The organism is Mesorhizobium sp. M0615, from assembly GCF_040320805.1.
In the GTDB taxonomy this organism is placed as follows: Bacteria; Pseudomonadota; Alphaproteobacteria; order Rhizobiales; family Rhizobiaceae; genus Mesorhizobium.
In genome coordinates this window covers 1-15593 of the sequence record NZ_JAMYQI010000033.1, presented here as the reverse complement: position 1 = coordinate 15593, position 15593 = coordinate 1, and the positions used below count along the sequence as shown (strand labels likewise).

At 60.9% G+C, this 15593-nt stretch carries 14 protein-coding genes; 4 read left to right on the top strand and 10 right to left on the bottom strand.

Annotated elements, in window-relative coordinates; all coding sequences use genetic code 11:
- Positions 1–285: 285 nt before the first annotated feature.
- Complete coding sequence (locus NKI46_RS30470; protein WP_352749577.1) at positions 286–1128, bottom strand: plasmid partitioning protein RepB C-terminal domain-containing protein; 843 nt, start codon at positions 1126–1128, stop codon at positions 286–288.
- Complete coding sequence (locus tag NKI46_RS30465) at positions 1122–2648, bottom strand: recombinase family protein (protein ID WP_352749575.1); 1527 nt, start codon at positions 2646–2648, stop codon at positions 1122–1124. Before NKI46_RS30465 ends, NKI46_RS30470 begins: the two co-directional genes overlap by 7 nt.
- 191 nt (positions 2649–2839) lie before the next feature.
- Here NKI46_RS30465 and NKI46_RS30460 point away from each other — a divergent pair, with 191 nt between their 5' ends.
- The 3 genes from NKI46_RS30460 to NKI46_RS30450 all read left to right on the top strand — a co-directional run bounded on the left by NKI46_RS30460 (position 2840) and on the right by NKI46_RS30450 (position 4443).
- On the top strand, positions 2840–3241 hold the full coding sequence (locus NKI46_RS30460; protein WP_352749572.1) for a type II toxin-antitoxin system HicB family antitoxin: 402 nt from the start codon (positions 2840–2842) through the stop codon (positions 3239–3241).
- 197 nt (positions 3242–3438) lie between these two features.
- Positions 3439–3756: a YMGG-like glycine zipper-containing protein gene (locus NKI46_RS30455; protein WP_352446922.1), complete on the top strand. Its 318-nt coding sequence runs from the start codon at positions 3439–3441 to the stop codon at positions 3754–3756.
- Positions 3757–4275: 519 nt separating this feature from the next.
- Positions 4276–4443 carry a hypothetical protein gene (locus NKI46_RS30450; protein WP_023834013.1) on the top strand — a complete coding sequence of 56 codons (168 nt, stop codon included), beginning with the start codon at positions 4276–4278 and terminating at the stop codon, positions 4441–4443.
- A 196-nt stretch (positions 4444–4639) separates the two neighbouring features.
- On the opposite strand, the gene NKI46_RS30445 is transcribed toward NKI46_RS30450, so the two are convergent.
- A complete protein-coding gene (locus NKI46_RS30445) occupies positions 4640–5518 on the bottom strand; it encodes a YihY/virulence factor BrkB family protein (protein ID WP_352749568.1) in 879 nt (292 codons plus the stop codon).
- Between the two features lie 125 nt (positions 5519–5643).
- Positions 5644–6828: an acyltransferase family protein gene (locus tag NKI46_RS30440; protein ID WP_352749565.1), complete on the bottom strand. Its 1185-nt coding sequence runs from the start codon at positions 6826–6828 to the stop codon at positions 5644–5646.
- A 282-nt stretch (positions 6829–7110) separates the two neighbouring features.
- Between NKI46_RS30440 and NKI46_RS30435 the strand changes: the two genes are divergently transcribed.
- A complete protein-coding gene (locus tag NKI46_RS30435; RefSeq protein ID WP_352749562.1) occupies positions 7111–7413 on the top strand; it encodes an Hpt domain-containing protein in 303 nt (100 codons plus the stop codon).
- A 15-nt stretch (positions 7414–7428) separates the two neighbouring features.
- Here NKI46_RS30435 and NKI46_RS30430 read toward each other — a convergent pair whose 3' ends face one another.
- From NKI46_RS30430 to NKI46_RS30405, 6 genes are all read right to left on the bottom strand, one after another.
- Positions 7429–8853: a glycosyltransferase family 2 protein gene (locus NKI46_RS30430; RefSeq protein ID WP_352749580.1), complete on the bottom strand. Its 1425-nt coding sequence runs from the start codon at positions 8851–8853 to the stop codon at positions 7429–7431.
- The gene (locus NKI46_RS30425; RefSeq protein ID WP_352749559.1) at positions 8853–9890 is read right to left on the bottom strand and encodes a HEAT repeat domain-containing protein; all 1038 of its coding nucleotides are present in this window, start codon (positions 9888–9890) and stop codon (positions 8853–8855) included. Before NKI46_RS30425 ends, NKI46_RS30430 begins: the two co-directional genes overlap by 1 nt.
- A 2-nt stretch (positions 9891–9892) precedes the next feature.
- A complete protein-coding gene (locus tag NKI46_RS30420) occupies positions 9893–11635 on the bottom strand; it encodes a YaiO family outer membrane beta-barrel protein (RefSeq protein WP_352749556.1) in 1743 nt (580 codons plus the stop codon).
- Complete coding sequence (locus NKI46_RS30415; protein ID WP_023713663.1) at positions 11635–12027, bottom strand: response regulator transcription factor; 393 nt, start codon at positions 12025–12027, stop codon at positions 11635–11637. The genes NKI46_RS30420 and NKI46_RS30415 overlap by 1 nt, the downstream gene beginning before the upstream one ends.
- Before the next feature lie 255 nt (positions 12028–12282).
- Positions 12283–12660 (bottom strand): response regulator, encoded by a 378-nt coding sequence (locus NKI46_RS30410; RefSeq protein ID WP_286455898.1) that lies wholly within the window; start codon positions 12658–12660, stop codon positions 12283–12285.
- Positions 12661–12665: 5 nt separating this feature from the next.
- Positions 12666–15101 (bottom strand): hybrid sensor histidine kinase/response regulator, encoded by a 2436-nt coding sequence (locus NKI46_RS30405; RefSeq protein ID WP_352749552.1) that lies wholly within the window; start codon positions 15099–15101, stop codon positions 12666–12668.
- Positions 15102–15593: the final 492 nt, after the last annotated feature.

Below are 15593 nucleotides of genomic sequence, written 5' to 3'. Positions count from 1 at the left end.
TTGGGCGTGAGGTGAACACGAGCGCCGTCAACAAGTTGCCCAACGACCATCCCGGCCTGGTCGGGCCGATCAACCCCCTATGAGCAACGAACCGGGCCGGCTTGCCGAAGACATGACAGCGATTCCGCGCGGCCGAGAGCCGATCGAAAATCGCTTTGCGAGCATTCTGGCTGCGGCAAGCTCGGCGGGTTTGGCTTTTCGAGGCATAGACAGAAGTCACATTGGTTCTGTTGTTTGCGTCCCGGCGACGGCTATCGGTTTCTATAGGAGTTGACGTCCGACCATCTAGCGCCCCTGTTCGAGGCATGGCATCGAGAAGCTGTGAAACTCTTCAAAATGCCCCGGAAAGGTCCGGGCGAGATACCGCACCACTCTGGAATTATCCATCAACCGGTCGAAAAAGCGGTTGGCTGCGACAAGCTCCAGGCCCACCTGGCCATGACGTTCCGCGGCGCTGAGAACCGCAAGGCTTACCGCGCCGACATCGAGCACCATCGCGCCGCGCTGGTCTTCCGCCTGTGTGGTGATCGTTGAGAGATTAAAACCCTCGACCAGCAGGGCTTGCGGTGTCAGAGCGACGAGTAGTCTCGCGTAGGTGATCCTGACCCGGTCCATCGCCACCATCAGCCGGGCAATCTCCAATTGCCTGGCTGGCAGCACCTTCTGGAGCAACCCGAAGATTTTTGTTTTTACCGGCGCGTCCCGAAGCAGGTCGAGGACATCAGGGCAAATTCCGTTAACGGCTTTCCGGTTCTCGCCTGTCTCGGAAGCGGGTTTTCCGGGAGAGCAGAACATTTGCGGCTCGCGGGTCGCGCTACGCAACCTATGTGCCAGTAGGCTTGGCATTGTCCTGAAGCCCTCGGACACCAGCGTGGCGCAGAATTGCTTGTCGCGCATCATCAGGTGGAGCGCCGCTACTATCCGGTCCAGGCTCTGTTCAGACTTTGCCGCTTGCGTTACGAAATCGCGCATGCGTTTGCATTCCGTATCGTAGGTCGCCAAAAATTCGTGTGAACGAAGCCTCTTCTTGGACCCTAATGCGCCAGCAACAATATTGCTCGCATGTCTGTCGCCACCGTTTTCCAACGCACGGTAGGCGGCGTCCTTGGCTAAGCGCTTGACTACCAAGCCACGCCTCCGACAGGCTCTCGCTCTGCCAACCTGATAATGGGGTCGAGCGTGGGAAAAATATAGCTGTCCAGCGGTATCCCATTGATGGCATGCAGTTCCGATTTACCCGCGATCTCGTGGGCAGGCGCAATCAAATAGTCCCGAATGGTCAGGTCGCCGGGATTCATACGGATCAGGACGAAAATGTCGGGTAGTGGCCGTTTATCGGCCTTGGAAAACCAGCGTGGATAGCCGAAGCCGGAAACCCTGCATCGGCCCATTGTAATCGCCACCGTGATCTCCTCGTTTATCCGCAGGAGGTCCATCGCCATGTCATGGGCAGCAACCCCGCCCTGCTTATCAATCGCGCCCACAAGATCCCGGATAATCTGCAGCCTCATTGATTCCAGGTGCCGGTTCACGCCGATGAAGCGGTAGTTTTTGGATGGCTCGTATCCGATCAGTTCATAGGCTTTGACAATGGTTCCAAAACGCCACTGGTAGCGTTGGGCCGGCGGGCACCCGGGATCCGCGTCGATCATGGCCAACGACAAGGCGCCACGGCGAGCCAGAAGTGCCCTAAGAGCGGCCAGCATCTCGTCGTTGGTCATGTGGCGATAGATGGTCTTGAGCACGATCTGCGCCCGGTCGAACAGTTTGCGGTCGACGATCGGCTCCAGGACGTTTTCCACCCGCACCCACTGTTCCGGGGGATTTCGGACTTGATGGCTTCTCAGCCGGGCCGAATGCTTGTTCCAGACGCTGTTGCCAATGTAATTTTCGTTGGTCAGCACCGAGTGCACGGATTCCCGCGTCCATGGTCGCCCCAAATCGCTGAGCACGCCGCGCTTGTTGAGCAGTCTTGCCATCTCCAGCTCTGTCTTGCGTGTTCTGACAAAGTGACTGAAGATCCACTTCACTGTCGCAATCTCGTCAGGCGGGCCGAGCACCAGAACTATTCTATCCGCCTGCTGGCTCTTGTATTCGTAGGATGAAAGGATGCCTTTTGAGCGGCCGTGTTGATCGACAAGCAAGCGCCGCAGGCCAAAGCCGGCCTTCCCGCCCTGCCGGAAGCCCAGCCGGATCAACCTCGCCTGGCCGATGAAGACTTTTTGCGAGAGCATTCTGCTCTGCTCGGCAGCCATGCTCCGTTTGATTGCTTTGAGGACGTCTGACCCGATGCTGCCGTCGTTTGCGAATTGCTCGGCGCAAAATTCGATACGGACGCCGGCCATCTGGCATCGGTATTCGTAGGCTGCGCTTTCATCAATGTTCTGAAAACGCCCCCAACGGCTTACATCATAGACCACGACCGTCTCAAAATCGGCTCGCCCACTTTCGACATCGGCCAACAGCTTCTGAAGACCGGGGCGCCCTCCAAGGTTTAAACCGCTGCGACCGAGGTCCTCGTAAGTGGCGACAATGTCGTAAGCCATGATATCGGCATAGTCGCGAATGGCATCCGCTTGGTTGTCGATCGAGTAGGTCTGGTGTTCCGTCGACATGCGCACGTACTGCGCGGCGCGAACTCTAGGCACAGTCTGGTTCCCGCCATCTAACTTTGGCACTTTCCCCACACTCTCGACCGTTGCCAGGCAATGTCTGCCTGGGGCATGCCAAACCTACTAGGCAGCTTCCTACGGTCCCATTAGGAATACCTCGACAGTTTGTGTCGAATGGCTCGATAGTCTGATCGAGCCTCGAAGCCGCTCCTTGGGGGAACCGACCCGTGCGCCACTATATCGGACTGATCCACAAGCAAGCGGACAGCGACTTCGGCGTATCCTTTCCCGACTTTCCGGGCGTGGTCACCGCCGGCACCAGCCTGGACGACGCCCGCGCCTTGGCCGAAGAGGCCCTGGCCTTCCATGTCGAAGGCCTTGTCGAGGATGGCGAAGCCATTCCCGAGCCATCATCCCTGGAAGATGTCATGTCGAACAATGACAATCTCAGCCGGGTCGCCGTCCTGGTAGCGCTCAAAGCCGAGACCACAAAGGTGGTGCGCGTCAACGTCACCATTCCCGAAGATGTCCTCGACCAGATCGATCAATATGCGGAACGCCATGGCTATAGCCGGTCCGGATTTCTGACTGCCGCAGCGAAAAAGGCGATGCGCGACGAACCAGCCTAGCTGCTCCTCAACGGATTCAAACCGAGGCGCTACCGACCTGTTCGCGCAGGCGTTTCCGCTTTGGCAACCATTGTCTTCAAGGCCCGAGAAACCACGTCTCATTTCGTGAGCGGGCGCGCCGCCGTTTGGCCGCAATGCGACAGCTACTGGCAACCATTCGCCCCAATCCGCGTTTGGGGCTCCAAAGGAGTTCCAAGATGATCATCAGACAAACCATTGCCGCCGTGCTCATGACTGCCGCCCTGGCAGGCTGCGCGACCCAGACCGAACAGCAGCAGAGGGCGACCAACGGCGCGCTCATCGGCGGCGGCGTCGGCGCCCTCGCCGGCCAGGCACTTGGCGGCAACACCGAAAGCACGGTCGTAGGGGCCGCCGGCGGCGCCTTGCTCGGCGCCGTCATCGGCCAGTCGACCACGCCGCAGCGCCGCGGCGAACAGCTCTGCCGCTACCAGGACCGCCGCGGCCGGATCTACACCGCGCCCTGCGATGATCGCTATTACAACAACGATTATTGATCCAGGCGCCCTGGAAGGGTGGCTCTCTGACCTCTGCTGCCGCCCTTCCAGGGACCCGGGATCCGTTCGGCGTTTCACATATGAGAACGCCCGCTCAGTCCATTTACACCCTCTGCCCCATGAGCTTGCGCTCGGTGCTTGCAATGATTCCATTTCGCGGAAGCGACGTGAAGCGGTGGTTTTTGGCGCCAACAATGACATCGCATTGCGGCTGCTGAAAGTGCCGACAGCGACCAGCGGGGGTGACGGTCACGCTGCCAAGCAGCATCAAGGCGCCAAGCGCGCCTTGGTCAAGCGAACGGCTTGCGCTGCATGCACAAAATGTGGGATAATTTGTTAGGTGGAGATTCTCGCTCACACCATCCAAAGGCCTCCTTCGGAGGCCTTTTTCATGTCATGTTGCTTGGCAACTGAGTGCCACAACAAATGGGTGGCAGTCCTCGCCTAAACTAGGCGAAGGAGCACTGCCGCCCCGGTCCTTCGACCGCTTTCACGTCGTAAGCTTGGAGAACAATCCCGATGCTCAAAAGCATTGCGGGCTGGCTCGATGCTGCAACTGCGATTGCCATTGTTCGGCTCCTGATTGACCTCATGAACCTGTACCGCTCCGCTGCCGCCAAGAAGGCGCCGGACGGCAGGCGCGCGAGTACAAAGCCGATACGCAAGCGCCGTCCGCGTCGCCGCTGAACCGCGTCTTTCGCAACTCAAACTGTGACCCTCATGGTTTGACCAACCAGCGCACTTGCACTCATTATATGGTGTCGACCGTATCCAGCTCGCGTGCCCTGCTCGGTGATGCGGTCGGCGCCGATGGGATGTGGCGAAGCCCCGGCCGGTGCGCCGCGCGCCTAGTCGATTTGGTAGTTAGTGGCATGTGTTGCAGTCAAGCACTGTGAAGCACAGCATCCAGATCGGACCTGCTGCCGTGTCGAATGGAATAGGCGCGAGTGATTTCCGCACCAAAAAGAAAAATTTCCGCCGAGTAGTAAGCCCACAGCAGGATGACGAGCAGCCCACCGGCGGCCCCATATGAGGCCGCGACCGCGCTGGAGCCTATATACCAACCGATAAGCGATTTCCCGAGCGTGAACAGGGCAGCGGTTACAACAGCGCCAATCCAGACATCCCGCCATTCCAGGGTTCGATCAGGCAAGATCTTGAAGATAGCGGCGAAAATAGCTGCGAGGAGGACAAAAGAAACGACCGCGTTGATAACGGCCAGGACAAGTGTCCCGAACGGCAACTGTGCGTTTATGAGGTTGCCTAGGGCCGAAATCGCCGCGCTCGCGACTAGAGAGACGAGCAACATGAAGCCAAGTGCGGTGACCAGTCCCAGACTTACCGCACGTGCGCGCACCAGGCGCGACAACGAACTGGCCTGCGCTTCGACCTTCCATATCATGTTCAAGGACTGCTGTATTTCGCCGAAGACCCCGGAAGCGCTCACAAGCAAGGTGATGATGCCAATCACCGCCGCCCAGGTGCCGCCGGATGGCTTTTCGGATGCGCTCTTCAGTGCGGTTTGCAGGATATTTGCGCTTTCTGTACCCATCATCCCTGTGATTTGGGCGGACAATGCCGCTTGGGCTGCCTCGTGACCGAATGCGAGACCCGCAATTGCAACCACGATGAGCAGAATCGGCGCCAACGATGTTGTGGCATAAAAAGCGATCGCCGCGCCATGGCTGAGAGCATTGTCGTTGACGAACCCAACGACGGCTTCTCGCACCATTGCCCATGCATTTGTGATCGCGCGATGCATTTTGCGCCCCAGTCGAATTGGCGTTCACTAGCAATGCACCAGCACATGTGATGTTCCGGTTGCGGGCTACTAACGCCGTCAGGGGGAGCAGGCAACGTCAGTGGTTATGCGCCGCGCTTGGCGCCCTACTCCGCCGGGGTCTTCTCGAGCACCGGCGCAATTTTCCGGCCAAAGCGCTGGACAACGAAGCGGCCCGCCTTCTGGCCGGGGACCTCGATCAGAGTGTAGGTGATCCAGGACAGCAACGTCACCGTCGGCAGCACAACGGCAACGACGATGGCGAAGCGCAGCGGCGCCGACAGTTCGTGGCCGAACTCACTGATGACGAACGCCGCGACGGGCTGCAGCACCAGCAGATGGATCAGGTAGATGCTGAAGGAAAGCTCGCCCATCAGGTGGAAGAACCGGTTGCTGAGCGTCACGGCGATCGCTCGCGCCAGCGTTCCCGCCCTTCCAGGCAGCATGCGGTAGAGAACCAAGGCAAAGAAGCCCGCCACCAGCGCTTCGCGCACCAGGAGCTTGCCCAGCCCCTGGTCGCCGCCAAAGGGCAGCGCCGCCAGCAGCAGCGCCAGTGCCAAGTACAGGATAGATCGCGGCTGGCTCTGATGCACGACTCCGGCCAGCAGCATCCCGCACAGGAATATCTGTATCTTGAGCGGCAGAAAGGACGGCATCGGAAAATGGATCGACAACAGCCGCATCGCAAATACAATGACGCAGCCGGCCGCCGCGACCACAAGGGCGCTCCTGATCCAGTCCAGCTTGCGCACCAGCAGCATGACGGCCGGGAACATGGCATAGAACTGCATCTCCAGCCCCAGGCTCCAGTCAGGCAGCGGCGTGCGATAGGCGAGGTTCGGCACCAGCCCAAACAGGAACGTGAGATGAGCGACGATGTTTTTCAGGCTGCCGTCGAGGTAGCGTTCCGGCGCCTGGTGCGATCTGGAGAGGAACTCGTCGATGATGATCCTGCAATCGTAGAGATAGGGGCCAAGCGCCAGCGCCAGGAAAAGCATGACATAGAACAGCGGCGCGATCCTGAAATAGCGGCGCGTCCAGAATTTGAGCCAGGTTTCCGATCTTTGCCAAGGCTCCTTTTCCTGGCGCAGCTGATAGTGGAACACCATCAGGAAGCCGGACAGCATGATGAACAGGTCGACGCCGAGATCCGGCTCGCCGACGATCGGAATTTGCCAGCCGGTCAAAAGCAGGCAGTGCCCGACCAGCACCCAGATCGCCGCAAGCGCGCGAAGCCCGTCCAGGCATACGATGCGCGACGACTTGATGATGCTGGTTTCGTAGCTAGCCATGTTGCACTGCAGCATGGCGCCTGAGGAGCGATTGTCAACCCGGTGAGAGATGACGAATTACGGCTACGATGGCGGATGCCGAATTGTGCCGATCTCCTCTCCAGACAATAGGCTGAACGGACAGGCACCTCTTCAGGAAACCGTCAGCGCGCCCCGAACGACCGAAATCAGGCGCGAAGCTGCCGTTTGTTGGGTCACGGCCCACTCTAGTCCGCTCTGACGTGCCAAGCAGTTCGTTTCACTCCACCGAATTTTCTGCTTGAATACCTCTGAAACTTGGCCGTGGAGCGCCATCCCATTTTGGAAGATCCCTTCGCCCCCCTACGTCAACGTTTCCTGGCCCGGTGCGCCGCTCAACTAGCGGAGTTGAAGGCGGCGCGTCACACAGCCCTTTTGAAGGGCTCCAACGACTCGCTGATTGGGACGGCGCACTCGCTCGCTGGAGCCGCGGGAACCTTCGGGTTTGCGGAGATCAGCGTGCAGGCATCGGCACTGGAAACATCGCTGATCGAGCGGGCGGATGACGGAGCCGTGCATGCCGCGCTCGATGCGCTTATAACTGAAATCGAGCGGACGCTGCGGTGATTCAACTGGCTGGACTCACTTCTTGGGGCCAGTCAGGCCGGTCCTGGTCATCTCGCCCCAGCTTTGGTCGGCGCGCAGATATTGCCACCATCCCTTCACGCGCCAGAGATTGTTGAGCTGGCGGTAACCGAAATTCTCGATCACAGCCACGGCCGTGAGCAAGGCGAGATCCCGCGCGCGCGGAAAACGTTGAAGCTCGGCCTCTTCGAGGACCAGCGAACACACGCTCACGCAAACCCCGTAGGTGAAGACCAGCGACGTGAATGCCAAGAGATATTCGGTCGAAAGGATGCCGAGCAGCCAGAAGGTCGGGATCAGTACATAGCCCAGCACCTCCGATATCGGCCCCAGCACATCGACAATCAGTATGTGGCCAAACCCAAGGAAGCCAACGCGCCCATAGCGGGGGTTGAAGAGCATGGAGCGGTAACGGAAGAAGCATTCGAGCGCACCGCGCTGCCAGCGCGTACGCTGCCTTGCCAGAACGCGAAGTGACTCCGGCGCTTCGGTCCAGCACACCGGCTCAGGAATGAACTGGATGCTGTATCTTCGCTTGGTGTCCATCATGTGGCGATGCAGCTTGATAACGAGGTCCAAATCTTCACCCATCGACCCACTGGTGAAGCCGCCAACCGCCACAACTTCCGTGCGGCGAAACAGACCAAAGGCGCCGGACACCAGCATCAGCGAGTTGATGCGGCTCCACGCAAGCCGCGCCATGAGAAAGGCCCGCAAATATTCGACCACCTGCAGCAGCGGCAATAGCCGGCGCGGCAGCCGGACCTCGCGCACCCTGCCACCTTCGATCCTGGAGCCGTTGGCAATCCGAATCGTGCCGCCCACGGCGATCGTGCGCTCTGGATCCTCGATGAAGGGCTGCGCGGCACGCATCAGCGCATCGGGCTCGAGGATGGAATCGCCGTCGATCACGCAAAACAGCGGCGCGCGGCAGACGTTGACGCCGGCATTCTGGGCATCGGCCTTGCCGCCATTTTCCTTGTCGACCACGAACAGCCGTTCGGTCCTCGACGAGGAATAGAGGCCGAGGATCGGCTTGTGCGTCAGGGCCTCCTCATAGGGCCGGTGGAATTTCACCAGCTTAAAGCCTTCAATAAGGCGCTGCAGAGTCTGATCTTTCGAGCCGTCGTTGATGACAATCACCTCGAAGTTCGGATATTCAAGCGCCAGCATCGAGTGCACGCTCTCGACTACGTTCACTTCCTCATTGTAGGCGGGCACCAGCAACGCGATCGGCGGCGCGACGTCGCCGTAACGGTGCCACAGAAGCGCCGATCGCGCGACCGGTGGGCGCTTGGACAGCGCGTAGGCCGCGATAATGAGTTGCAGCAGGTAGACCGCCGTCTGCGCCAGCCCTGCCCCGATGATGAACCATGACAGAATGGATGCACCAAGAACGATCTCTTGGCTCCAGTCGAACATCACGCGGCCGGTCCCTCGGCAAGGATCAGTGAGGCCGTGCGCTGGCGGCGCGAGACCTCGCTGGCGGCGATCTCGCGCAGCACCTGTTCACCCTGCTGGCCGAGCGAGCGCAATGCGTTAGCGGCGGCATAGCGCACGGTCCATGCCTCGTCGTCCATCAGCCGAGCGAGCGGCGCGGCGAGTTCAAACAGGCCGAGGCGGCCGGCCGCATCGGCAGCGTCGGCACGCACATCCCAGCCGCCATTTTCCATCGCCTTGGCCAGGATGGCCGGCGCATTGGCATGTCCCGTCAGGCCGAGTGCCCGCAATGCGGCTGCGGTGACCTCCGGTGACGGATCGCCAGCCGCGCGAGCAAAGAACTCACCAAACTGGAAGCCGCCGTTGCGGGCAAGCGCATCGATTGCCGCCGCCCTGATGAAAGGTACCGCGTCTTCACGGCCGCCGTAATCCTCAAGCTCGTCGAACCGCTTTGGCGGAAAGCGCCTGAAAAGCTCGATCAGGCGCCGCGAGCGCTGCCCCGCCACGCCGATCTTTCGCAGCGTTATGACCAGCGGCGGCAAGGCGCCGATATCGCACAGCGCGATGGCGACGGCGATCCTGACCTCGCGCGAGCGGTCGCGATCGAGCGCCGAAAGCAGGTTTGCCACCGCGTTCTCCGAACGCAGCGCCGCCAGCATCTCGGCCGCGTGGATGCGTTCGGCGCCGTTGCCCTTTTCAAGCTGGGTGCCGACAAGGGTCGGCAGGCCACATTCGTTGAAGGCTGAAAGGAGCTCGTCGTGCTCCTCGCCGCGCAGCAGCGAGATAAACTCGAAGCCGGTATCGATCGCCACCCTTGCCGGCACCGCAAGCAGCGCCGTCTTCAATGCCTCGCGATCGCGATTTTCGGTGAAGGCGATGAGCGCCGTTAGAAGAAGGCGCCGCTGATCGGCGCCCGCCGTCCCCCGGCGCTCGTGCAGCACCCGGCGCCCGATCAGCAGAAGCATGATCACCAGGGAAAGGGCACTGAGCAAGATGGACAGGTACCAGACGTACAACATGATCAGAACCGCGCAGTCAGGCCGAGCCCGAATGTGGTTAGATCGAATGCCGGGCGCTGCTCATGGGCGAGGCTACTGCGCAGCGTCAGCGGGTCGGAAACGTCCCAGGAGATGCCCCCAAAGACGGTACGCGTAGGCACCAGCGTGCCGTCGGAGATCTCGGGGGCATCCCCAAAACCACCGAAAACATTGACGCTAGGGGTAACTGCAAGATCGACTCGCAGGACATAACCGTCGGCGCGCGTGCCGATATCGTCGGCCGCGTGCACCCATCGCGCCGCAAGCCCGAGCCGGCCATCCAGGACATAGGCCTGCACCCAAGGCGAGATGGTGGTGATCTCGGTGTTGGCAAAATTGTCATAACGGGTATCGATGTTGAGCGAGAACGGACCGAACGTCTTTGCGGCCGCCAGGATCTGCCATGAAGCGCCGGCTCCGATCGAGTAGCGCGCAAGGAAATCGGCATCCGGCGTCGCAGCCACCAGCGCATGCGCTGAAACTGTGGGCGAGAAAGCCTGGTCGATGCGGCCCTCGATCTGGAAGTCGGTGTGGCCGAAGCGGGTCGCCACCCGGGTGCGGCCCGAAATGGTCGTTCGCGCGCTCAGCCGATATGCTAGGCCAGCCGAACTGTCGGTCCAGCCACCAAGCCCCTCGGTGAGATCGCTCACTTCGCTGCCCAGATCGAGCCGCCATTTGCGTGGCGGCGGCGCGGCGAGCCTCTGCTCGACATCGCGCGAGCCGGGTTCGAGGGCAAGCGCCTGGCGGTAGGCGTCTCGCGCGCCAGCATCGTCGCCACGCGCTCGGCGCAGATCGCCGATCCCCACAAGCGCCTCAGCGTTGCGCGGATCGACCGCCAACACCCGCAGAAACGATTGCTCGGCCCGCGTGTAATCCTGCTCCAGCATGGAAATCCGAGCATCGAGAGCGATCAGCTCGGTATTGTCACGTACAGCGCCAAGCACATCATTGATCATTGTGCGGGCGCGCGGCACGTCGTTCTGCCAGATCGCCAGACGGACCTTGCCCAAACGGGCGTCGAGAAGTCCGGGCCTGATGGCCAGCGCCCGGTCGAAGAAATTCCCGGCTTCGTCAAATTTCTGTTGGGATCCAGCCACGAGACCCATGGCGACCAGGATGTCGGTGTTTTTCGGCGCCAGCCGCAGCGCTCGGCGATAGGCGTTCTGCGCCTCGGGCAATTGTCCCGCCGCCCGCAATCTCTGGCCCTTCTCCATCAGGCCGGCGACGGGATCCGGCCGCGGCGGACGCAGCCTCTTCCTCGCGGTCGCAGGCTTCGCTTTGCTGCTGCCGGCTTGCTGGGCCTTGTGGGTGCTGGCGACAAGCGTACTCGCATCGGCATTGTCGGGCTGGGCACGCGAGACCTTTTCGGCCAGCGTCAGGGCAGCGTCCAGATTGCCCGACCGGAACTCGACCTGAGCCATGCCGAAGCTGGCATCCAGATATTCCGGCGCAAGCGCAAGCGCCTTGGAAAACGCTTCACGCGCCGCCGGCAGATTGTTGCGGCCAAGTTCGGTGAAGCCAAGTTGCACCAGGGCGTCGGCATTGTCCGGCTTGAGCGCCAGCGCACGCCTAAGCAGCTGCGCCGCCTCGTCGAAATGCTGGGCCTGCCTGGCCTTCACGCCGGAGGCGTACAGTTCCTCGACCGTCTGAGCCAGCGACGCGGCGGGCACTGCCGCAACCGCCAGGAAGACGCATGCTGCAACCATGGCGCACCGGCCGCGCCTCATCAGCGCTTCCCGCTCTTCCGCGCCAATAGACGCGCAAGCCGGGCCAGGAGTTCCTCGGGAATGAAGGGTTTCACAAGGTAGTCGTCGGCCCCCTTCTCAAGGGCCGAGACGATGTCTTTTTCGCCCTTGCGGGCGGTCAGCATAACCACCGGGATTTCCGACAAAGCCGGGTCGCTCTTTATGCGGGCAAGAACCTCCAGTCCGTCGGCCTTGGGCATCATCGCGTCGAGCACGATGATATCGGGCGCCTCATGCTCCGCTTTCAAGAGCGCTTCCGCCCCGTCTACTGCTTTAATGACCTCGTATCCCTTTGCCCTGAGCCTGAATTCCATCAGTTCGATCAAGAGGGGATCGTCATCGCAAATCAGAACTCTTGCCTTCGCTCCGTTCAACCGCCTTGCTCCGGTTCCGTCGCCCCCCGGAGTGATCAATCCATGAACCACATCCGCCAACGTGGCTCATGCAGAGAAACAGTTCTCAACTCTCATCGACGTCCGCCGATGCCAGGCGATTATAGACCACCTGATTCGCTACGCCTGCACCTCGGCACAATCAGTAGATGAATAAGGAGACATGGTATAGGAGCCGTGAACGGCGTCGCTCAGTCTGCTGCCACGCTGCGCTCGGGGCCCGAGCCAAAGGTCGGCTCAGGCGCGCGGTCGAAGCAATCTTTTGACTTCACCGGCAAGCGCAAGCGGGTCGAACGGCTTGGCGATAACCCCTACCGCCCCCATCGCCAGATAGCGTTCGACCTCATGCGTCTGGGTGCGCGCGGTGATGAACACCACGGGTATCGAAGCCGTCGCCCCAGACTCGGCCAGGCGCCGCAGCGTCTCTGGTCCATCCATGTCCGGCATCATTACGTCGAGCAGAATAAGGTCGGGTCGCCATTCGGCGGCATCGGCGAGCGCCTGCACGCCGGACGGGCAGGACAGCACCTCGAACTCCGGCTCGAGTTCCAGCGACATCTGGGCGATTTCGCGGATATCGTCCTCGTCGTCCACATAGAGAATCCTTGTGGGCATGAGCGTCACTCCTTGGCGTGCGCGACAGGTTGGGTGCGGGACGAAACCAACATGCTCCTGACCAGCTTTGCCACATCGATTTCCGACGCCCTGGTCTTGGTCATGATGGCCTGCACGCGATCGCCCAGTTTCTGGTCTAGCTCCGCCGCCGAAAACACGATGACTCCAGTCTCGAGAGGCAGATCGGCCAGCAGGTCCAACCCCGACCCGTCGGGGAGTGCAATATCCAGGATCACCAGATCGAAGCCATGCTGCGCGATCGCCTCCCGGGCGTCCTTGAGCGTCTTCGCAGAAGTGATCGAGACACCCGAACCCAACCCCTCCGACATCACTGCAAGCACGCCCTCGTCGTCCTCGACATGCAGAATCTTGGGCCTCTGCTCGGTCCTGCCTGCAAGGATCTTGGCAAGGGCGGCATGAAGCCGCTTCGGATCCACCGGCTTTTCCAGCCAGTCAACAATACCAACGGCGCTGCCGTTCAGCGATCCCCTGGCCTCATCGGCAACCGCGGAGATGACGATGACCGCAATGTCGGAGTTTACGGGCGATGCCCTAATGTCGTGGAAGAGCTTGATGCCGGATTCCCCCGCCAGCTTGATGTCGAGGGTCAAGGCCACGTATTCACGGGACCTCAGAAGCGCCGTTGCCGTGGCGATATCGGGTGCGATGTCGCTGGAAAAGCCCTCCGCATCCAAGAGTGCCGCAATCACGGCGGCGACGTCGGATTCGTCTTCACAGATCAGAACCCGTAGGCGGCCATCGGGCTTCCGCGTCAGGTGCGGTGGCGGATACGGCCTTGGGTGGTGCCTGCGTCCTTCTGCAAGGTCGACGTGGAACGAGGTTCCCTTGCCTTCCTCGGTCTCGAAGGAAACGGCTCCGCCCAGTTTTTCGGTAATGGCCTTGACGATGCTCAACCCCAGGCCGGTGCCGCCTATCTTACGGGTGCTGGAAGCGTCCGCCTGCTCGAATTTTCCGAATATACGGCCGCGGAAAGCCTCCGGAATGCCAGTGCCCTGGTCTATGACGGAAATACGCAGCATGTCGCCGTCACGACGCTGGAATTTCACCGTGACGGTGCCATCAGCATGCGAGAACTTGATCGCGTTCGACAGAAGGTTCGCCATCACCTGATGCAGGCGATCCGGATCGATGTTGGCCTCAGCGCGCGGGGCATCGTCGATGAGAACGATCTTGATCCGGTTGTCAGCCATGTAGTTGGAGCTGGCGGCAATGGCCTGCTCTAGCACCTGACGGACAGGCATCTGCTTGATCTTAAAGGTGATCACGCCCGATTCGATCTTCTCGATATCCAGAATGTCGTTGATGAGGAGAACCAGCCTTTCGCTATTGGTGTGGGCGATGTTGACGAGATTGGCGGCCTTCGGCGGCAGTTCGCCGGCAACACCGGCCGCGATCAGGCCAAGCGAGCCGCGGATGGAGGTCAACGGGGTGCGCAATTCGTGGCTGACCGTGGAAATGAAATCGTTCTTGAGCTGGGCGGTGCGCTTCTGCTCGGTGATGTCGCGATTGTAGGTGATGACGCCAACGATGTTGCCCGACTCGTCGCGGAAGGGGGCCTTGAGCGTGTAAAGCCAACCTTCCCGGCCGTCCTGGAAAAGCGCCGGCTGGTCGATCCGCAACGTCTGCCCGGCCTCCAGCGCGCCCATCTCATCCTGCCGGAAGCGCTCGGCTACATCCCTGGGGTAGAAATCGAAATCCGTCTTGCCGATCAGATCGTCGACCGAAGCGGCGCGAACCATTTCGGCGGTGGCGGGGTTGGCGGCGATGAAGCGGCCGTCGACATCCTTTATATTCAGGCAATCCGGCAGTTCGCGAACCATGGCCCGGTAGGTCATGTTGGACATCAAGAGCTCCCGCCGGCGCTGCTGCCGGTCGAGCAGGACGCCGATGATGATTGTGCTTAGGAAGCGGAACACGAGGGCCGGGAACGTGCTCTGCTGCACAAGACCGGTAAGGGCTTGCGCTGGGATGACCAAGAGCGTGATAAGCCCGGCGAGAGCGACCGTTACGCTAAGACCGAATATGTCGTACATGGTGCGCGATCGGGCCGCGACGATGTGGTGCCACGCGATGCCGACAATTGCGGTAATGAGGATACCCATGACACCAGCACCTGCACCCTGCCCGCCCAGATGGGCGCGATAGGCAATGGAGCCGGCCGTGGCGATGAGCATTGCCGGCCATCCGCCGAAGAACGCGGCCGCAGCAATGAAGGCGGCGCGCAGATCGACGACGAAGCCGGAGACGGACAGGGCCGTCGCCATGGAGATGACCGCGCCAACGCACATGACCAAGCCGAGAAGCAGCGACTGCATCCGCCGCGAGAAACGCCCGGTGAAATCCGCCACAAGGTCCCAGGCGACCACGAGAATGGAGACCAGGGCAAGGTTGGCGAGGAGTGAATGCCAGATGTCGGTCATCACTTCGGCTCCTTTTCCCGACAAATACCGGCAAAACCTATCCGAGATCTAAAGAAAATACAGACGGTCGGTGGCACGGTGGTAGAGCCTTGATTGCTCGCGCTTCTCAAGCAGTCAGTCAGAAGCCGTTAAGGGCGATGACCTGCGCAGACGCCCCTACTGCATTGTTCTGCTCTAACTGCTCCCGGACAGAGGCGAAGTTCCATTATGGCCGACATGACGCGCGCATAGCGGACGGTCGCGTAAGGCCGAACATAGGTATCAGCTTATCGCCATTGTACATCGAGGTTTAGGCTTGGCCCCATCATGTCACAACGGGCGGTGGCGTGCCCAATGTTACGCTGGAACGCGCCGGATAAGTCACGTGGCCTGGGGGCGCGAAGCGGAATCGCGAAAAGGGCAAAATCCGCGGCGTCTGGCGCCGCAGCGACGAGTATAGGAGAATTCTCGACCTTGGCCCGCTCAGCGTGCCTGAACTCCTGCGCAACTGAG

Excerpts from the sequence above, each read along its gene's own strand:
- NKI46_RS30440 (WP_352749565.1), bottom strand. The coding sequence starts at position 6,828 with ATGGCTAGCTACGAAACCAGCATCATCAAGTCGTCGCGCATCGTATGC.
- NKI46_RS30425 (WP_352749559.1), bottom strand. The coding sequence starts at position 9,890 with ATGTTGTACGTCTGGTACCTGTCCATCTTGCTCAGTGCCCTTTCCCTG.
- NKI46_RS30450 (WP_023834013.1), top strand. The coding sequence starts at position 4,276 with ATGCTCAAAAGCATTGCGGGCTGGCTCGATGCTGCAACTGCGATTGCC.
- NKI46_RS30430 (WP_352749580.1), bottom strand. The coding sequence starts at position 8,853 with ATGTTCGACTGGAGCCAAGAGATCGTTCTTGGTGCATCCATTCTGTCA.
- NKI46_RS30455 (WP_352446922.1), top strand. The coding sequence starts at position 3,439 with ATGATCATCAGACAAACCATTGCCGCCGTGCTCATGACTGCCGCCCTG.
- NKI46_RS30405 (WP_352749552.1), bottom strand. The coding sequence starts at position 15,101 with ATGACCGACATCTGGCATTCACTCCTCGCCAACCTTGCCCTGGTCTCC.
- NKI46_RS30420 (WP_352749556.1), bottom strand. The coding sequence starts at position 11,635 with ATGAGGCGCGGCCGGTGCGCCATGGTTGCAGCATGCGTCTTCCTGGCG.
- NKI46_RS30410 (WP_286455898.1), bottom strand. The coding sequence starts at position 12,660 with ATGCCCACAAGGATTCTCTATGTGGACGACGAGGACGATATCCGCGAA.
- NKI46_RS30445 (WP_352749568.1), bottom strand. The coding sequence starts at position 5,518 with ATGCATCGCGCGATCACAAATGCATGGGCAATGGTGCGAGAAGCCGTC.